Annotated in this window: 10 protein-coding genes and 1 other annotated feature; of the genes, 5 read left to right on the top strand and 5 right to left on the bottom strand. The window is 47.3% G+C overall.

What is annotated here, in order from left to right; genetic code table 11:
• Nucleotides 1-78 precede the first annotated feature (78 nt).
• Nucleotides 79-2,247, top strand: a complete 2,169-nt coding sequence (gene bglX / locus MHI15_RS08195) for a beta-glucosidase BglX (RefSeq protein ID WP_076129209.1) — start codon at nucleotides 79-81, stop codon at nucleotides 2,245-2,247.
• A gap of 46 nt (nucleotides 2,248-2,293) precedes the next feature.
• On the top strand, nucleotides 2,294-5,638 hold the full coding sequence (locus MHI15_RS08190; RefSeq protein WP_341164318.1) for a GH36-type glycosyl hydrolase domain-containing protein: 3,345 nt from the start codon (nucleotides 2,294-2,296) through the stop codon (nucleotides 5,636-5,638).
• A 58-nt stretch (nucleotides 5,639-5,696) separates the two neighbouring features.
• On the opposite strand, the gene MHI15_RS08185 is transcribed toward MHI15_RS08190, so the two are convergent.
• Nucleotides 5,697-7,562, bottom strand: a complete 1,866-nt coding sequence (locus MHI15_RS08185) for an arginine--tRNA ligase (protein WP_341164317.1) — start codon at nucleotides 7,560-7,562, stop codon at nucleotides 5,697-5,699.
• Between the two features lie 40 nt (nucleotides 7,563-7,602).
• Nucleotides 7,603-7,821: a binding site (T-box leader), on the bottom strand.
• Nucleotides 7,822-8,070: 249 nt separating this feature from the next.
• Between MHI15_RS08185 and MHI15_RS08180 the strand changes: the two genes are divergently transcribed.
• The 3 genes from MHI15_RS08180 (at nucleotide 8,071) to MHI15_RS08170 (ending at nucleotide 13,297) form a co-directional block, all read left to right on the top strand.
• Nucleotides 8,071-8,430: a hypothetical protein gene (locus MHI15_RS08180; protein ID WP_341164316.1), complete on the top strand. Its 360-nt coding sequence runs from the start codon at nucleotides 8,071-8,073 to the stop codon at nucleotides 8,428-8,430.
• A 45-nt stretch (nucleotides 8,431-8,475) separates the two neighbouring features.
• Nucleotides 8,476-11,163 carry a beta strand repeat-containing protein gene (locus MHI15_RS08175; RefSeq protein ID WP_341164315.1) on the top strand — a complete coding sequence of 896 codons (2,688 nt, stop codon included), beginning with the start codon at nucleotides 8,476-8,478 and terminating at the stop codon, nucleotides 11,161-11,163.
• Nucleotides 11,164-11,593: 430 nt separating this feature from the next.
• Nucleotides 11,594-13,297 carry an exosporium glycoprotein BclB-related protein gene (locus MHI15_RS08170; protein WP_341164314.1) on the top strand — a complete coding sequence of 568 codons (1,704 nt, stop codon included), beginning with the start codon at nucleotides 11,594-11,596 and terminating at the stop codon, nucleotides 13,295-13,297.
• Nucleotides 13,298-13,370: 73 nt separating this feature from the next.
• Here the strand turns inward: MHI15_RS08170 and MHI15_RS08165 are convergent, their stop codons facing one another.
• The 4 genes from MHI15_RS08165 to MHI15_RS08150 form a co-directional block, all read right to left on the bottom strand.
• Complete coding sequence (locus MHI15_RS08165) at nucleotides 13,371-16,715, bottom strand: DEAD/DEAH box helicase (RefSeq protein ID WP_341164313.1); 3,345 nt, start codon at nucleotides 16,713-16,715, stop codon at nucleotides 13,371-13,373.
• Between the two features lie 81 nt (nucleotides 16,716-16,796).
• Nucleotides 16,797-17,486 (bottom strand): TetR/AcrR family transcriptional regulator, encoded by a 690-nt coding sequence (locus tag MHI15_RS08160; RefSeq protein WP_076220316.1) that lies wholly within the window; start codon nucleotides 17,484-17,486, stop codon nucleotides 16,797-16,799.
• 57 nt (nucleotides 17,487-17,543) lie between these two features.
• Nucleotides 17,544-18,593 carry an ABC transporter permease gene (locus tag MHI15_RS08155; RefSeq protein WP_036685018.1) on the bottom strand — a complete coding sequence of 350 codons (1,050 nt, stop codon included), beginning with the start codon at nucleotides 18,591-18,593 and terminating at the stop codon, nucleotides 17,544-17,546.
• Nucleotides 18,590-19,321 carry an ABC transporter ATP-binding protein gene (locus MHI15_RS08150; RefSeq protein WP_076306859.1) on the bottom strand — a complete coding sequence of 244 codons (732 nt, stop codon included), beginning with the start codon at nucleotides 19,319-19,321 and terminating at the stop codon, nucleotides 18,590-18,592. Before MHI15_RS08150 ends, MHI15_RS08155 begins: the two co-directional genes overlap by 4 nt.
• Nucleotides 19,322-19,328 lie beyond the last annotated feature (7 nt).

Below are 19,328 nucleotides of genomic sequence, written 5' to 3'. Positions count from 1 at the left end.
CAGGACCCGCGTGCAATTCTTGCACACGGGTTTTTCCATTCATAGGCATCGGCAGAATTGAACAATGGAGGATTTGAAATGAATGAGCAGCAACTGACTACCTTGTTGAACCAGATGACGCTTGAAGAAAAGATTGCACAATTGCAGCAGCTAGCCGCTAATTTCTATGAAGGGGCAGAGGATGGAGGACAAATCACTGGCCCTATGGCATCCATGGGAATTACGGACCACATGATCGAGAGCAGCGGCTCTGTACTTGGTCTATCAGGTGCAGCGCAAGTCATCGCGGTTCAGGAAGCCCATTTACGCAAAAATAGATTGGGCATTCCCTTGCTGATGATGGCGGATATTGTGCATGGCTTCAAGACGATTTTTCCGGTCCCGCTGGCAATTGGCTGCTCTTGGGATATGGATCGCGCAGAGCTGAGCGCCGAGATTGCGGCTAAAGAAGCGGCAGTCTCCGGTGTGCACGTTACTTATGCGCCAATGGCGGATCTTGTACGGGACCCACGTTGGGGAAGAGTAATGGAATCTACAGGAGAAGATCCATATTTGAATGGTAGGTTTGCCCGTGCGTTTGTGCGCGGATTTCAAGGAAGCGACTTGACTGGTGATGTGGATCGTCTGGCGGCTTGTATTAAGCACTTTGCTGCCTATGGTCTATCCGAAGGCGGTCGTGATTATAATACGGTGGATTTATCGGAACGGCAGCTGCGTGAATATTATCTGCCGGCCTATCGTGCAGCACTGGATGAAGGTGCAGAAATGGTCATGACTTCATTTAATACGATTGATGGGATTCCGATAAGCGGCAACGTCAAGCTGCTTCGCCAGCTGCTTCGTGAGGAATGGGGGTTTGATGGCGTATTGATTTCGGATTGGGGTGCAGTGAAGGAACTGATCCCACATGGTGTCGCCGAGGATGAGGCTGAGGCAGCACTTAAAGCCATCAAAGCTGGTGTAGACATCGAGATGATGACGGCTTGTTACGTTCATCAGCTTCCGGCACTTGTTGCAGATGGACAAGTAGATGAGAAGATTATTGATGAAGCTGTGCTTCGTATTTTGAAATTGAAGCAAAGATTGGGCTTGTTCGAGCATCCGTTCCGCGGAGCTGACGTCGAGAAAGAGCGTGAGGTAATCTTCTGTGAAGATCATCGAAATGCGGCGCGTGAGTTGGCGGCTAAATCCTGCGTACTGCTCAAGAATGATCAGGTTCTGCCGCTTGCTGCAGAGCAACGGATTGCGCTAATTGGACCGTTTGCTACTAGCGGAGATATTCTTGGACCGTGGTCGTGGTTGGGTTCAACGGAAGAGGCAAGCCGTCTTGCACCAGCACTTCAAGCTCGCGCAGGTGCGGGTAAGATTACTGTTGCAGAAGGTTCTGGAGTCGATAGCTTTACAGAGGAACAGTGGCTGGAGGCGGAAGCGGCTGCTAAGCAAGCTGATGTGATTGTACTGGCGCTTGGTGAACATTCAGAGATGAGTGGAGAAGCGGGCAGCCGTTCAGATATCCGTTTGCCGGAAGCGCAGCTTGAGCTTTTACAACGTCTGAAACAGCTGAATAAGCCTATCGTGGTGGTGTTGTTTAATGGACGTCCACTAGACTTGGCCGGTGTGTACGAGCATGCAGATGCCATTCTGGAAGCTTGGTTCCCGGGCAGTGAAGGCGGAGCGGCAATTGCCAGTCTACTTTATGGAGATGAGAATCCTTCAGGAAGATTAACGATGTCTTTCCCGGTATCCGTTGGGCAGATTCCAGTCTATTACAATCATTTCAACACTGGACGCCCACTTCATGCTCCGGGTGCCGACAAACGTTATGTCTCGCAATACCTGGATATTCCTAATGAGCCGCTTTTGCCATTTGGTTTTGGACTGAGCTATACGTCATTTAGCTATAGTGAACCAATTCTGTCCGGTGAAATTATGACTGAAAATCAGCCTATTGAAATAAAAGTTACGGTGACCAATACTGGAGAAGTAGATGGGGAAGAGGTAGTGCAGCTGTATATCCGAGACATTTCCGGAGAGGTCGTCAGACCGATGAAGGAACTGAAGGATTTTGCCAAAATCAACCTCTCACCAGGGGAAAGTCGTGAAGTGACCTTTACACTTACCGAACAGCAGCTTCGTTACTATCATAGCGATCTAAGCTTTAGCAGCGATCCGGGACGATTTAAATTATTCGTCGGTTCGAACAGCAATGAGGTTAAAGAACGGGATTTTTGCTTAACATTAGCATAAGTAGAATATATACGGCAGTAACGCCGTAATGGAGGAAGTGTATAATATGACTACTAATTTGAATACTAACATCCGTTTAAACGCCGGGGATCTATCCTTCACTTTTACAAACAGCGGGGACTTGTTCCAAGTCCTCCACGAACGGACAATGATCAATCAATTGCTGCCAAGCATTGTGGATGGTTCATTATCCAATCTATATTTGCGAGTGCACAATGATGGAAACATTCAAGCCATTCCTTTGCTGGGCATTCATTCTTCAAGCACTGTACGTAAGGCTGGAAACCGTTTGGTTTGGGAAGGTACTGCGGAAAATATTGAATATCAAGTTATTTTCACCCCTACTGCAGGAGGAGCTTGGTTCTGGGATGTGAAGCTTACTGGACAAAATGCAGAGGTAGATCTCGTGTACGGACAGGATGTAGGGATTGCTGATATCGCCGCTGTCCGCAGTAATGAAGCTTACCTGTCACAGTATATCGATCATGCGGTATTTGAGGATCAATCCAACGGGTACGTTGTTTGCTCTAGACAGAATCAGCCGCAGGGCGGGAAATTCCCATATCTGCAACAGGGTTCACTTACCAAGGCAACAAGCTTCTCAACAGACGGTTTTCAATTCTTTGGACTGTCCTATAAAGAAACCAACCAACCAGAGAGCTTGGGTCGTGAGCAATTAAGTAATGAGATCTATCAATATGAATTCGCATATACTGCGCTGCAATCGGAACGGGTGAAGCTGAGCGGGGAAACACGGTTTGTGTTCTACGGATTGTTTAAGCAAGATCATCCAGAAGCGATCACTGCGCTAGAATTTGCTAATGATATTGCTGCGGCTTGGGATGCTGTTAAAGATTTACCTTTAGAAGCTGAAGCAGCACTTGAACGTTCTTTCTTCTCGAAGGAGCTGGGAGCACCGCTGGCTGCAGATTCGCTGACAGAGAAAGAGATCGAGGTCTTGTTTCCGATTCGTTATCAGGAGGAGAGAGAAGGAGACACACTACTTTCCTTTTTCACGGAGAATTATGAGCACGTAGTATTAAAAGAGAAAGAAATGCGCGTAGAACGGCCACACGGCCATATCCTGATGAGTGGGGATAACGCTCGACTTAATGATAAGGTCATCACAACAACTTCTTATATGTACGGGATCTTTAACTCCCAAGTGGTAATTGGAAATACCAATTTCAACAAGCTAATGTCCAATCCAAGAAATGCGCTTAACATTCCAAAAGCTTCAGGACAACGCATTTATGTAGAGTGGAACGGTGAATATCGTTTGCTGACCATGCCTTCTCTATTTGAGGTTGGTTTCAACTATGCTCGTTGGTATTACAGAACAGATGGTGAATGCTTCATTATTACGAACTACACCACCGAAGATTCGCCGGAGATATTCCTGAATGTGCGTTCGGAAAGCGGACGAGCTTATCGTTATTTAGTCACTAATCAAATCACCATGAACGTTAATGAATACGAGCTTCCATATCAATCTAAGCAAGAAGGTGGAGCAGTAATCTTCTCCGCTGACAGAAGCGCACTAAGTGCTGGTGAATATCCCGACTTACAGTATAAATTACAGGTACAGGGTGCGGAGTTAACTCTGCAGGATGAAGGTAGACTTGTCTCTCCGGTTCAACCAACTGAAGCACCGTTAGCAGTACTGGAGCTGTCTGCCAGCAGTGAATGGACCTTGAATATTCAAGGCCTTCTGGATGGTAAGTCACTTGCTCCAAGAAATCGTTCAGCTGAGGAAGAGATTTCTGCTTATCGCGCGTTTTATGCTGGTGTGATGAATGGCTTCCGCCTGACGCTTGGGGACGGAACAGAAGGTGAACTGTTTAAGGTTAACGCTCTGACTTGGTGGTACACACATAACATGCTGGTTCACTATTCGGTTCCACATGGTTTAGAGCAATATGGTGGCGCTGCTTGGGGAACCCGGGATGTATGTCAGGGACCTGTGGAATATTTCATGGCTACGCAAAAATACGAACAGGTTCGTGAAATTTTGCTGACGCTGTATAGTCATCAATATGAAGATGATGGCAACTGGCCACAGTGGTTCATGTTTGATAAATACACGAAGATACAACAAGAAGAAAGTCATGGAGATATTATTGTATGGCCGCTTAAGGTGCTTGGAGACTACTTGGCAGTAACTCAGGATTACAGCATCTTGGGAGCAACAGTACCGTATACCCGTAAGCACAGCTTTGACTTTACAGAAGAAAAGGCGACGTTGCTGGATCACGCACGGAAGGAAATTGCTTATATTAAGGATCATTTCCTGCATGACACACATCTGTCTTCTTACGGTGATGGAGACTGGGATGATACGCTCCAGCCTGCAAATCCACAGCTGAAGCAGTATATGGTCAGCAGTTGGACAGTGGCACTTACCTATCAGACACTTAATCAGTTCTCAGAGGTGCTTCGTTCAGTTGATCAAGCTGAGGCAGAGGAACTGAAGGCGATGGTGGAAGGAATCCGTAAGGATTTCCATACTCATATGCTTCAATCCGAAGTGATTCCTGGCTTCCTGTATATGGAGGACCCTGAGCAGATTAAGCTTATGGTGCACCCAAGTGACACAGAAACAGGTATTCAGTACCGTCTGCTGCCTATGACGCGCAGTATGATCAGTGAGCTGCTTACTCCGGAACAGGCCGAAGCACACTATGATGTCATTCAGGATAAACTATTCTGCCCTGACGGTGTGCGTCTGATGAATCGTCCAGCTCAATATGTTGGCGGGGTCAGCACTCATTTCAAACGTGCGGAGCAAGCGGCTAACTTTGGCCGGGAAATTGGACTTCAGTATGTGCATGCACATATCCGTTATGTAGAGGCTATGGCCAAGCTCGGTAAAACCGATCAGGTCTGGAAGGGTCTGGCAGCGATTAATCCGATCGGAATCCGCGATGTGGTGCCAAACGCTGAACTACGTCAAGCTAACTCCTATTTCAGTAGCTCGGATGGTAAATTTAACACCCGTTATGAGGCACAGGAGAATTTCGATAAACTGCGCAATGGTGACGTAGCTGTTAAAGGTGGCTGGAGAATCTATTCCAGCGGTCCTGGGATCTATATGAACCAGTTAATCTCGAATGCACTGGGGATCCGTACGGAAGGTGGAGACTTAATTGTTGACCCTATTCTGCCGGACTCGCTGGATGGAATGCACTTTAGTTTTGAATATGCAGGCACTAAGGTAGACTTTATCTATCACCTTACAGGTCGTGAGATTAGTCAAATTACTATCAACGGTACGGAAGTGCAAACAGAAGGTACACCTAACCGCTATCGTAGTGGTGGTGTTCGCATCAAACGTGCGGACTTTGATCGTCTCAGCACGGAAGCTGGAAATGTGATAGAGATTTATAAGTAACATATATATAGAAGGGCAATCTCCGCGTTAAGCGCGGAGATTGCCTTTTTTGTGTTTTTTACATTCGGCTCGGTGTCGGTAACCCAAGCACTTCGAGCACATCTCCCAAGATGTCTTTGAATCTTGAAGTGAGCCAGAGGCGGAATTCGATCGTAGCTGGATCGCCTTTTAGAATCGGACATGCAGAATAGAAGTTGTTGAACAGTGTAGCTAAGGTATGTGCGTAAGTGCAGAGCGTATTTGGCGTTAACTCTATACTTGCTGAATGTAATATCTCGGGCCAGAGGCTTAGCTGTCTTAGCAGCGCAAGCTCTGCTTTTTCCAATTCGGAAGGGAACTGAAGCTGTGCGGCAGCTGTAAGGATTGGGATCGTAGCTTTACTCAAAACGCTTGTCGCACGCGCAAAAGTATACATCAGATAAACTCCGGTATTGCCGGATATTTCGGTAGCCTGTTTGAAATCAAACACGATTTCCGTTCCTAAATTAAACCGCAGCAGATAGTAGCGAATCGCAGCAGTGGCAATCAATCGGCTGGAGAGGCCGTCTTTATCGGAACGTGAGTGCTCAATGTTCTGTTCCATAAGCTCCACCAGATCGCTTACCTTAATCCCGATTCCCTGACGTCCGGACATAGCATAAGAAGATTTGCCTTCTGAAATATCTATACCCAGCTCGGCCGCCGAAGCGGGACTAAGAGATACAACACCATAGCTCACATGATGGAGTTTGTCTGCTTGCTCGTTATAACCTAGTACCCCTAAGGCTTGCTTAACCATCTGTTGTGGATATTCCTGTCTGTAATCGATCACATTGATGACTCTGTCCGCCTGCCCATAAGATTCTTGGGTTCCAGTTAATCCAGTTGTCCATAAACCGGACGAGAATTCGCTATAGGAGAAATCTTTGGTCAAAAGACCAAATTTCCAGAGATGATAGGCAATATCTTTGGCTGTATACGTTAAAATCCCATTCGAACGCACCAGCACCTTATCGAGCTGATGCTCCTCTGAATCCGCTCCAATGTTAGCCTCTGTTCCTTGCTTCAGCACCCAGCAGCCTGCGAGTTTACCTTCAGTCTCTTGTACAAAAACGGCTGTCTGCTTCAGCAGCTCAGCTGCGGCTGCCCAAAATCCCTCTTTTAAAATACTGCTCTCCCATACCAGCAAATCATAATAAATTCCAAAATGTTTCATTTCCTCTACATGCTCTCTAACGATGCGTTCAGCTACAAGGTTGCCCAGCCAGGCTTCGTTACCGCCCCCTTGTTCAAGGGAGTGCAGTATATCTGTGCGCTTATGTGTCATCTCAGGGTTCAGCGCATATTCTTTGTTCACTTTGGCATAAAGATCCCAGCAAAAATCACCGAAACGTTGGTGTTCCCCTTCTAAAGATATATTTAATAATCCAACAACTGTATCCGCCAGCTGATTGCCGAGATCATCAATGTAGTTATGGACCTCTACGTTATACCCAGTTCTTTTCATAATTCTGACTAGAGTATCGCCGATACAGGCGTTTCTTAGATGACCTACGTGAGCGGCTTTGTTGGGGTTGATAGAAGTGTGCTCGATGATGACTTTTTCCCCAGTGCTGGCAGGCAGTTCAAAGGAATGTTCAGCCCAGCTTTGCCAATTCATATACAAATTGATAAATCCGGGAGCAGCGACTTCAACTTTTTGTAAAAGACCGGCGAAGCGCCCTTGGAATTGAAGCTCTGCTTTCACTAATTCTGCTATGACCATTGGGGATTTACGTAGAGTTTTGGCTAGCTGCATAGCGATATTGCATGAATAATCACCATGTTCTAGATTTGCTGGCTGTTCGATCAGAATGGCAATGTCCTCTGGATAGTCAGCTCCTAAGGTATTGAATACACGTTGTACACTGTGCTCGATTCCGTCTTTGATGATTTGATTTAACATGGTATACCCTCCTTTGAAAATACAAAAAAGCCCTCGTCTCAAAAGAGACGAGGGCTTTAGCGCTCGCGGTACCACTCTCGTTGCTGAACAAGTTGTTCAGCCACCTTACGGGATAACGGCCTTCAGCCGGGACTTCCTACTAAGGTTCAGAAGTCCATCTCACGGGTGCGCTTCATTAAAGGGATCTGTACCGGCTTACACTCTCCCGGCTCGCTGAGGACTAGATCTCGTTAATTACTCTCCCGCTCATCGATGCTTAATTAATTTTTACCAGTATACCTAATATTTCATAAAAAGCAATAGTGGTTAGCTTCTTAACAATCTTGGTTGCTCTTTGTTGTTAGCTTATCAGATTAGTAGATTATAAATTTGGAAAAAGAAGGCTGTCTTGTTATAGGACCAGCTGTTCCTTTGCACAACAGTCCACACGCTAACTCAAGCCAAGGAATATTACTATACGGAGCCACTAATCTTTCAATTTGTAGTGGAAGGGAGGAGTGAATAAAACATGGCTATCTTTTCTACTGGACCTATAGATAACAGCCCAATCCTAGGGGTCAGACCGTCGCAACTGGTAACCGTAAAAGTAGTTAATCGGGATTCTCTTAATCCTTATAATCTAGTTATTCAAGGTTTCCTTCTTAACGGATCAAGAACGATGTATGTGAATGAAACAGTAAATCTAGCACCTAATCAAGTTTTAACTAAGAACTATTTTGCCGACTTGGACGCATTTGAATTTATGTTTACAACAGTAGAAGCAGTTGAAGCAGAGGTTGGGATTTCAGTCTGGGGAAAACAGAACTCGGGGGCATTGGTAGATCCTCATCGCATAGTTGCGTGGGAGAAGCAGGCAGTATTAATTTAATAATTATTTTTGTGACACAGTTAACGTTAAAGGAGTGATGAGAAATTGAGTTATTTATCTACCGGACCGATAGACAATAGTATGGTAGGGGGTGTAAGACCTACTCAGCATGTTACTGTCAAAATTGATAACCGAAGTGACATTGATTCATCAATGGCTCTTGTTCAAGGATACTATATGGATGGGACAAGAACTTTATATGTCAGCGAGCTGATAAATGTAGCACCTAATGAAGTTATAACACGTGATTATTATGCCGATTTTGATGCGTTTGAATTTATTTTTACAACTACAAGTCTGGTAGATGATCCGATTCAAATCTCAGTATGGGGAAAAAATAGCGTTGGCCAGATTGTGACTGCCCATCGACTTGTACATGCAGAATTGCTTGGTGTAACGCAAGGGATAACTGGTGCGACCGGTGCGACTGGTGCAACGGGAGCGACCGGAGCCGATGGAGCAACGGGTGCTACCGGAGCAGGAGAGACTGGAGCGACAGGTGCAACAGGGGCAGATGGAGTGACTGGGGCGACTGGTGCAACGGGAGCAGACGGAGCAACTGGAGCGACCGGAGCAGGAGAGACTGGGGCAACAGGTGCAGATGGAGTAACTGGTGCAACCGGGGCGACGGGAGCGGATGGAGCAACGGGTGCAACAGGAGCGACCGGAGCAGGAGAGACTGGGGCAACAGGTGCCGATGGAGCTACAGGTGCAACTGGTGCAACCGGAGCGGATGGAGTAACGGGTGCTACCGGAGCAGGAGAGACTGGGGCGACAGGTGCAACAGGGGCAGATGGTGCGACTGGTGCAACGGGAGCTGACGGAGCAACGGGTGCAACAGGAGCGACCGGAGCAGGAGAGACTGGGGCAACAGGAGCAGATGGAGTAACTGGTGCGACTGGTGCAACGGGAGCAGACGGAGCAACGGGTGCAACAGGAGCGACCGGAGCAGGAGAGACTGGGGCAACAGGAGCAGATGGAGCTACAGGTGCAACAGGAGCAACGGGAGCAGACGGAGCAACGGGAGCGACTGGAGCAGGAGAGACAGGGGCAACAGGAGCAGACGGAGTAACTGGGGCGACTGGAGCAACGGGGGCCGATGGAGCAACGGGTGCCACAGGAGCGACCGGAGCAGGAGAGACAGGGGCAACAGGAGCAGATGGAGTGACTGGTGCGACTGGTGCAACGGGAGCAACTGGAGCGGATGGAGCAACGGGTGCTACCGGAGCAGGAGAGACTGGGGCAACAGGAGCAGATGGAGCTACAGGTGCAACTGGAGCAACGGGAGCAGACGGAGCAACGGGTGCTACAGGAGCGACCGGAGCAGGAGAGACAGGGGCGACAGGAGCAGATGGAGCTACAGGTGCAACAGGAGCAACGGGAGCCGATGGAGCAACGGGAGCGACCGGAGCAGGAGAGACTGGAGCTACGGGTGCAACGGGAGCAACGGGAGCAGACGGAGCAACTGGAGCAACGGGTGCTACCGGAGCAGGAGAGACTGGAGCTACAGGAGCAGACGGAGTAACTGGTGCGACCGGAGCCGATGGAGTGACTGGTGCAACTGGAGCAACGGGAGCCGATGGAGCAACGGGTGCCACAGGAGCGACCGGAGCCGATGGAGTGACTGGTGCGACTGGTGCGACAGGAGTAGCTGGAGCAACCGGAGCAACGGGAGTAGCTGGAGCAACCGGAGCAACGGGTGAAGCTGGAGCAACAGGAGCAACAGGAGTAGCTGGTGTAACCGGAGCAACGGGTGAAACAGGAGTGACCGGAGCAACCGGAGCAACGGGTGAAACAGGAGTAACCGGAGCGACTGGAGTAGCAGGAGCAACAGGAGCAACAGGAGTAGCTGGTGTAACTGGAGCAACGGGTGAAACAGGAGTAACCGGAGCAACAGGAGTAGCTGGTGTAACCGGAGCAACGGGTGAAGCTGGAGTGACCGGAGCGACTGGAGTAGCAGGAGCAACTGGAGCAACAGGAGTAGCTGGTGTAACCGGAGCAACAGGAGTAGCTGGTGTAACCGGAGCAACGGGTGAAACAGGAGTAACCGGAGCAACTGGAGCAACAGGAGTAGCTGGGGCAACCGGAGCAACGGGTGAAGCTGGAGCGACTGGAGCAACGGGAGTAGCAGGAGCAACGGGAGCAACAGGAGTAGCTGGAGTAACAGGAGCGACTGGAATAGCTGGTGTAACCGGAGCTACCGGAGCTACCGGAGCTACCGGAGTAACTGGAGCAACAGGTCCGAATATTCAACAAGAAGGGTTTTCTGCTTTCAAACCCTCATTGGCAATTTCCACATCTACACAATTAACTGGCTGGACTGTGACAACACCTTTTTATGATAGCCCGTCTTTCGACGAAGTTGGTGGAAATTATACCATTCCGACAACTGGTAGATATTCGATTGAAGCGACTATCAATTATTCCACAACTGCCTCACTTTCTATCAGTCTTGGTGCTGGAGTTAATCCGGCTTTCGTAGTTCAGAGAACTTCTCCTACTGCAACAAATCTGGTAAGTGGGTTGTTCCCAGTACTTGATGTGAATGTAGCGCTTATATTAGATTTGAGAGCAATTTTGGGAAGTGGTACTGTGACGCTAGCTGGAGAATTTGCATTAACCGCAGGTGATGTGATTGGCTTGTTCTATGTGGCAAATGGTTTGACGGTTCCTTTGAATTTGGGTGGAGCGAACTCAGCAGGTATCGTCTGGTCTGTTCATGAATTAACTTAAGCTTATTTATCTTCAAGTTCAGTGTTTATAACAGGGGTAATTCGGTAGCCGTTAGTGTGGCTCTCGGGTTACCCTCTGTTTTGTTGGCATATGTTATAAGTCGACTGGAACGTTGCTTATTAGATTCTTATTCTATTAAACCATTACAGATTTTTAGCTTATTTTAATAAATCAAATATGTGTAATAGTAGTTTTTAAATGGATGTCCACACCTTAATTCAAAATAAGAATAATACTATAAAGAGCCAAAAAATAGGAACTAATTTTCTAGGCTCATAGATTATCAACTTAGAGTAGGTAGGAGGAATGATTATAGATAAAACCACGTTTTTTACAAAGCTATTGAGGAGAATCTTGTTCGGTTGATTTGATTTTCGCAATTCAAATAATAAGCGTATTTTAAAATTCATAAAAAATGAGGTGTTGAAAATTGAGTCAACTATCTACTGGTCCTATAGAAAATAATCTGGTAGGCGGTGTAAGACCTACTCAGCTTGTTACTCTTAAAATTGTCAATCAGAGTGATGATACTCCGTCAACGGTTCAAGTCGAAGGCTATTATATGAATGGGACAAGAACTTTATATGTAAGTGAACAGGTTAATTTAGCTCCTAATCAAGTGGTTAATAGGGATTATTATGCAAACTTTGATTCATTTGAATTTCTATTCACAACACCTATTACGATTGATGATCCCATTCAAATTTCAGTTTGGGGGAAGAGTAGCACAGGTCAATTAGTGACTGCTCATCGCCTTGTCTACTCTGAATTATATGGAGAAAATATAGGAATTACAGGTGCTACTGGAGCTACAGGAAGCGTTGGTGCAACGGGAGCGACAGGTGCTGGCGTAACCGGAGCCACAGGTGCTGGAGCCACGGGAGCGACAGGAAGTGCAGGGGCAACGGGGGCGACAGGAAGTACTGGCGAAACCGGAGCCACAGGTGCTGGAGCTACTGGAGCGACAGGAAGCGTCGGAGCAACGGGAGCAACAGGAAGCACTGGAGCAACGGGAGCGACAGGTGCTGGCGTAACCGGAGCAACAGGAACTGCTGGAGCAACGGGAGCAACAGGAAGCACTGGAGCAACGGGAGCGACAGGTGCTGGCGTAACCGGAGCAACAGGAACTGCTGGAGCAACGGGAGCAACAGGAAGTGCTGGAGCAACGGGAGCGACAGGAACTGCTGGCGTAACGGGAGCGACAGGAAGTGCTGGAGCAACGGGAGCGACAGGTAGTGCTGGTGTAACTGGAGCGACAGGAACTGCTGGAGCAACGGGAGCGACAGGAAGTGCTGGAGCAACGGGAGCAACAGGTGCTGGCGTAACCGGAGCAACAGGAACTGCTGGAGCAACGGGAGCAACAGGTGCTGGCGTAACGGGAGCGACAGGAAGTGCTGGAGCAACTGGAGCAACAGGAACTGCTGGAGCAACGGGAGCAACAGGAACTGCTGGAGTAACTGGAGCGACAGGAAGTGCTGGAGCAACGGGAGCGACGGGTAGCGCTGGTGTAACTGGAGCGACAGGAACTGCTGGTGTAACTGGAGCGACAGGAAGTACTGGAGCAACGGGAGCAACAGGTGCTGGTGTAACTGGAGCAACAGGTGCTACTGGTTCAGGTGCAATTATTCCATATTCTTCTGGTCTTCCAGTAGCAATGACCACTGTATTAGGGGGGCTTTTGAATACTTCAAGTGCAGTTGGTTTTGGTAGCAGTGCAACCAATATCAGTATTACAGGCGGTACTATAGATCTCACCGGAGCGGCTGGAACCTTGCTGAACTTTGCGTTCTCGGTCCCTAGAACTGGAACGATTACGTCTATGGCAGCCTATTTCAGTGCGACAGCTTCCGTTAGTTTAGTGGGGACTACGGTAACAATCACGGCTCAATTATACAGATCTACTACACCTAACAATACCTTCACAGCAGTACCTGGGGCTTTAGTTACGTTAAGTCCTCCGCTTACAGGATTAATTGCTCTTGGAACTATTAGCAGTGGTAATACCACAGGTTTGAGCATCCCTGTAACTGTGGGAGAACGCTTGTTGTTGGTCTTCACTTCGACGGTCACGGCTGGCATTGACGTTGCAACAACTGTTGCTGGCTATGCTAGTGCAGGAGTTACAATCGCATAATCTGAAGAAAAAGGGATATCCCGATAGCCCTATGGGCTGCAGGATATCCTGATTTTTTCTCCAACGTTGTTATTTAGATCATTAGAATCTCCCGGATGTCTTGCTCTGTGAGGGTAGACAAGCTTTCTTGACCTGGCTGGATGACCTCATCGATCAAGTTCTTTTTCTTCTGCTGCAGCTCATACATCTTGTCCTCTACGGTGCCTTGGGTGACGAGACGAATTACTTGCACTACATTTTTCTGCCCGATACGGTGAGCCCGATCCGCAGCTTGCTGCTCGACGGCAGGGTTCCACCAAAGATCGTAAAGGATTACAGTGTCTGCCCCAGTTAAGTTGAGCCCGGTCCCGCCGGCCTTTAAGGAGATTAAGAAAATATCACGCTCTCCTTCATTAAATTTATTACATAAATCTACTCGTTGAGAAACAGGCGTTTGACCATCTAAATAAAAGTATGGAATGCCCTGATATCCTAGTTCACGTCCAATCAGGCCGAGCATCTCTGTGAATTGTGAGAATACTAACATACGTTTACCCGAACTGCGACATTCTTCTATAATTTCGAGCAGCTGCTCGAATTTAGCAGAGCTTCCTTCATATCCATCGACAAAAAGAGCAGGGTGGCAGCACAACTGGCGCAGACGAGTTAGTCCCGCCAGAACTTTGATCCGATTATTATTGCCGAAGCTATCTTGGGTCAAATGCTTAAGCGCCTCTTTTTTCAAACGGGCGAGATAAGCTACATATAACTTTTTTTGCTCCGGCAGCAGTTCACATGCTTGTACGGATTCGATTTTGTCCGGAAGTTCCTTTAACACATCACTCTTTAAGCGCCGCAGCAAAAAGGGACGCGCCCGCTTCGCAACCGTTTCTCTTGGTAAATCATGAAAAGCTTTTTTGCCTGGAAACAACCCAGGGAACACGGTGCCGAAAATGGACCATAAATCTTCCAACGCATTCTCCACGGGAGTACCCGTAAGTGCAAAACGGTGCCGGGCTTGAAGCGCCATTACAGCTTGGGCTGTCTGTGTAGTATGGTTTTTTATAGTTTGTGCTTCATCGAGAATCAGGGTATGAAAAGACTTTTTAGCATACAGCTGAACATCTCTGCGAAGCAACGGATAAGAAGTGATGATTACATCAGCTTTTGCTGTATTTTTTAAAATCCGCCCGCGTTCAATTAGACTACCGTCTGCAATGACAGCTTTGATCTCTGGTGTGAATTTTTTAAGCTCATTAAGCCAGTTATAAGTGAGAGACGCAGGAGCGACAATTAGGGCAGGCAGTCCATTCTGACGGATCTCTGGAAGTTCTGACAGGAGAAAAGCGATACTTTGCAGCGTTTTGCCTAACCCCATATCATCCGCCAAAATACCACCAAAACGGTAATGGGCCAACGTCTTCAGCCACTGAAACCCATACTGTTGATAATCCCTTAGCACAGGAACCAGATTGTCAGGTATAGGAAAATCAAGATTCTCAGGATTCCGCATGTTCGCAAGTAACCTTTTAAAGGATCTGCCCAGCTTAATGGAGTCACTCTTAGCATCCGTGGAGGTCAAATGTAACCCGCGAACAACGGGCAGAGAAAATTCCACCCCTTTGATCTCACCTTCCCGGATGCCTATATCATTCATAAAGGTAATGATTTCTTGAAGCTCCTCGCTCTCCAGTGGTAGCAGGGCCCCATCAGGCAAGCGGTAGTATCTGCGTTTTTCCTGCAGGGATTTCAGAACCATAACAATCTCAGCTTCTGGAATCCCGCCCATATCGAATTTAAAATCAAGCCAGTCCGTCTTTTCATTCCAACTAATGCTCACCTTTGGGGGTGTAGTGCTCGTGAACAGTCTTGCTTTGACTGCGGAGGTCGCATAGACCGAAAGCAGCGGTTCCAGCAGCGGAATGGTATGGTACAAAAAATCGTACTCGCCCTCTTCGTCTGTCATAATATATCCGCCCTCAGTTTTAGCGAAGGATTCGTGCTCCATCAGCTCCAGAATGCGGGCTTCTCCCTCCCCGTCTCGCAAAAGAATCAAATTCGTCCCGCGAACATGGGCTTTTTCATCTAAGGGATTGATCACAATGTCACCATATTGGAACTCTAGTCCGGCGAGCAGCCGATCTCTCACACGGTCCAGATAAAGTCTCGCGATAAGCCTATGTTGGACAATCCGATCCGCGATGGAATCGGCGATATGGACGTTGCCTAGCTTTTTCAGACCAGGAATAACCTTGTCCATAAAAGACTCCATTTGCTCGGTGGCAATATCGATACCATTTCGGCGGGAGGAATCCAGCATTTTTTTCATTTCAGCAAGGCGTATGCATTCTTGAGGGGATAGCTTCAGCAACTTACCTTCCGATAGTACTATCCCGTAATCTTCTAAGACCGAAATCTGCTCAAGTCCTTGAATATCCAGATGATATCCATCCTCTTCTGCCTGTTCAAATTCAAAGCTGAGTGGAGGCGCCTCATTAGACACAAGGATGCCTTCGTACAGCACCTCTTCTTGTTGCAAAAATACCGAAGAGACCTCTGAAAGCGCAGGCTGAAGCGACTCCCAGAAAAAAGGAGGGACGGCCAGCAAACGATCTCCCCCAATACTTCCCCCATAAGGTGAGTAAGGAGTTACGTTATCGCGGTACATTTTTTCATTTAATACAATATCAATCAGCTTCTGTAGAACAACATTGTCTTCCTTCCGAAAGCTGTAAATGGCAGGATCATAGATAAAATGTTTCGAGAACTCAAAGGATTCTCCGCGGTGTACGCTTTCTAGAAATCCCCTTATTTTCTGAACAATATATAGACGTTTTGGACCGACTTTCATTTCTATACCCAGCATGGTGTGGCTGTAACTATAAGTGAACGGCTTGCATGTAAACTCTATATTTAGAGGAAGTCTGTTATCTACAAAAGCCCCCGTACCGCTAGGACGCGGTGTATGGTTGCTGAACATCCCCAGTAGGCTGCTCACGAGCTGTTGATCTCTGGACTTTCCCCCGTTGTCTTGCGCAGTATCTGTAAAAATACGTGGGGTTAGAATCTCAGTATCTTCTATAGAGGACAGGTGCGAAGCTCCGGTAGGCTCTGAACGATCTCGGCCAGTTTTAAGGGCGTCAACGTTGATCAGCACAGCCGCGATATGTTTACAGAATGGCCCCCCATGGGAGTAGGCTGGACAATTACACTCTGCCTGGACATCCCCATCAATATCAATGACCACCATAACTTCATAGTCGATCGCCCCCTGAACAATGGCTTCATATCGAGAGCGGGGCAAATCTGGAATGGAGTCATTGTATTCTTCAACTTCAATTATATCGACACTTTCAGTTTGGTAATAAGCTAATCCTTTTTCAAAAATAGACTTGCCGCACAGCAGTTTGATTACCCGTTCTGATACACTAAAGCCCATAACATAATTCCTTCCTCATAACTTGATCTCGAAAAGTCCGAATTTAATATAGTACTTATGATAACAGAACGGGCGTGCGCATCAAATAGGGGGTGTTGTTTTACTTATTCCATGCATGATAAAAGCGATCGTCAGGTTGATTTCTTCCTCGTCGTTCCAGTCCTTATCTGGCTGCAGCAGCAAGCGATTCATCAAATAACCTACGACAGACGAGAGTGTGAAGCGTATAAGTGTGGGTGTAGGCACCTCGATGATTTCACCCTTTTCCTTAAAATGTTCAACAATATCAATCACGCGCTCCAGTATTTTGCTAAGAATATTCTCTACAAACTGCGCTCTAACTGTTGGCTGAAAAGGAATCTCCTGAATAAGAATCTTAAGAATTTTAAAATTCTTGCGGGCGAAATCCAGCCGATTGATCATAAATGCCCGCAGGAACTCCTCGAAGCTGTCGTAGGGCATATCAAGCACGCCGTTGAAATTCCGCAGCACAAAAGGCGCAAGCATGCGACTCATGGTAGGACCTACTATGGCAAGCAGCAGATCATTTTTAGTCTTGTAATAGCGAAAAATCGTTCCCTCCGCCACGCCCGCCTTCTGAGAAATTTCACTCGTGGATGTCGCAGAGTATCCTTTTTCGGAAAACACCTCAATCGCCGCTTGTAGAATAGAAATCTGCTTCGGTGTCAGTTTCTCGTCTTTGCCAAGGGTCAGCAGCTCTTCTATCCACTGCTCTTCTATATTTTGTTCCGTAGAAACTTCCTCTTTCATTACAATAACCCTCCATGCTTGATTCATTTTGTTTCAATGATAACAGCTTTTGTGAAGTTACATTTTGCGATGCTTGCGCAGTGCCAATACATTCAGCAGCATAAATAGCAGCGAAAATCCTATTAGTACATAGACATCCAGTGCAATTGCGCTCCATCCTTTGCCACGGACCATAATGTCCATCAGAGCTTCTGATCCGTAATAGATCGGTGTAGCGAGGCCAACGCGCTGGAGCCACAGTGGAAGGGTATCAAGCGGGAATAATCCACTGAGGAAGATTTGTGGCACTATAATGAGTGGAATGAACTGTATCATCTGCAACTCATTGGCTGCAAAAGCCGACAGCAGTGTGCCCAACGTCAGCGCTGTCATCGATAGGAGTAATGTGATCAGCAATACGTAACCAAAGCTGCCTGTCATCATAATGCCAAGAATCTGTATGGAATACCATGAGATCAATAGCGCCTGAAAAACGGTAAATATGCCGAAACCACATACATACCCGAGCACAATCTCCCATCTTTTCAATGGAGTCGAAAGTAGGCGTTCAAGCGTGCCTGTGGTTCGTTCCCTTAAGAAGGATACACCTGCAATCAAGAATACGAAAAAGAAAACAAATACGCCAATCATAATGGGACCGAAACGGTCGATCGTCTTCATATTCTCAGAACCGTAAAGATAGCTGATCTGCGGCTGTAATTGTTCCTTTGTGCTTGGAAGAAGCTTCTGGGAGATTTGTTGCAGCGTCATGATTACTGCCTTATTGGCTGTAGGGTTGCTACCTTCTAACAGCACTTGAGGCGTAACTTGCGAATCTCCGGCGGTTCCGTTCAAAGTGATCAAAGCGTCAATTTTTCCTTCTACTAAAGCGCCTTTTCCCAGCTCTGCGCTGGCATATTCTTTGATGGTGGCATTTTGTTCTTTTAACGCAGCTGACATATTTAGAGGTACACCGGACACACCGATTTTTGGTTCATAGGCGTCACCGTTGAAGACCAAGCTCATTAAGCTTAGAACGAGGAGTGGTGCAATGAACATTAATGCCATTGTTCTTTTATCATGAATGAATTGTCGCAAAATCCTTAAGGTGATCGCTCGGATTCTCATGAACGCACACCTCCATAATATAAAAAGGCTTCTTCAATAGAAGCTGAACCGGTGGCTTGCAGCAGTCCGGCAGGCGTGTCGGCGGCAAGTAGCTTGCCATCACGGATCATTCCGAGCCGGTCACATTTTTCAGCCTCATCCATGACATGCGTGGTCAGCACAATGGTGGTGCCTTTCTGGTTCAGCGCTTTTAGTTCTTTCCAGATGGATAGCCGCAATACCGGATCTATGCCAACTGTAGGTTCATCAAGAATAAGCAACGGCGGTTCATGCAGCAGCGCGATCGCCAATGATAAGCGGCGTTTCATCCCGCCGGAGTATTGGTCTACTCTTTTTCGCAAATGATCTTGTAAATTAACGATCTCCATTACGGCTGTGATGCGTTTGGAGCGTTGCTCCCCCTTTAGTCCATATAGCGCTGCAAAAAACTCCAGATTTTCCTTCGCGCTAAGCTCCGTGTACAAGGCATCAGACTGGGCCATGTACCCAATCTGTTGCAGCATAGTCAGCTTAGGCATCGTTACGCCAAGTATTTTCACCTCGCCGGAGGTTACCTCATTGATACCAGTGAGCAGCTTCACTAATGTTGTTTTTCCTGAGCCCGATGGTCCTAGTATGCCAAAGGTTTCCGCACGTTCCACTTGAAGCGAAATATCCTCGAGCACCTGTTTCTCTCCAAACGCTTTCCCGACATGGCTCACTGAAATAACTGGAATCTCTGAACCCATGTTTATC

The sequence above is a fragment of the Paenibacillus sp. FSL H7-0918 genome (genome assembly GCF_038007025.1).
In the GTDB taxonomy this organism is placed as follows: Bacteria; Bacillota; Bacilli; order Paenibacillales; family Paenibacillaceae; genus Paenibacillus_AQ; species Paenibacillus_AQ odorifer.
The sequence above is the reverse complement of the archived record's forward strand: the minus strand, read 5'-3'. Positions and strand labels throughout refer to the sequence as shown.

Bases quoted from the DNA above. Each gene is read 5' to 3' on its own strand.
- bglX (WP_076129209.1), top strand. From the start codon at position 79: ATGAATGAGCAGCAACTGACTACCTTGTTGAACCAGATGACGCTTGAA.
- MHI15_RS08190 (WP_341164318.1), top strand. From the start codon at position 2,294: ATGACTACTAATTTGAATACTAACATCCGTTTAAACGCCGGGGATCTA.
- MHI15_RS08185 (WP_341164317.1), bottom strand. From the start codon at position 7,562: ATGTTAAATCAAATCATCAAAGACGGAATCGAGCACAGTGTACAACGT.
- MHI15_RS08180 (WP_341164316.1), top strand. From the start codon at position 8,071: ATGGCTATCTTTTCTACTGGACCTATAGATAACAGCCCAATCCTAGGG.
- MHI15_RS08165 (WP_341164313.1), bottom strand. From the start codon at position 16,715: ATGGGCTTTAGTGTATCAGAACGGGTAATCAAACTGCTGTGCGGCAAG.
- MHI15_RS08160 (WP_076220316.1), bottom strand. From the start codon at position 17,486: ATGAAAGAGGAAGTTTCTACGGAACAAAATATAGAAGAGCAGTGGATA.
- MHI15_RS08155 (WP_036685018.1), bottom strand. From the start codon at position 18,593: ATGAGAATCCGAGCGATCACCTTAAGGATTTTGCGACAATTCATTCAT.
- MHI15_RS08150 (WP_076306859.1), bottom strand. From the start codon at position 19,321: ATGGGTTCAGAGATTCCAGTTATTTCAGTGAGCCATGTCGGGAAAGCG.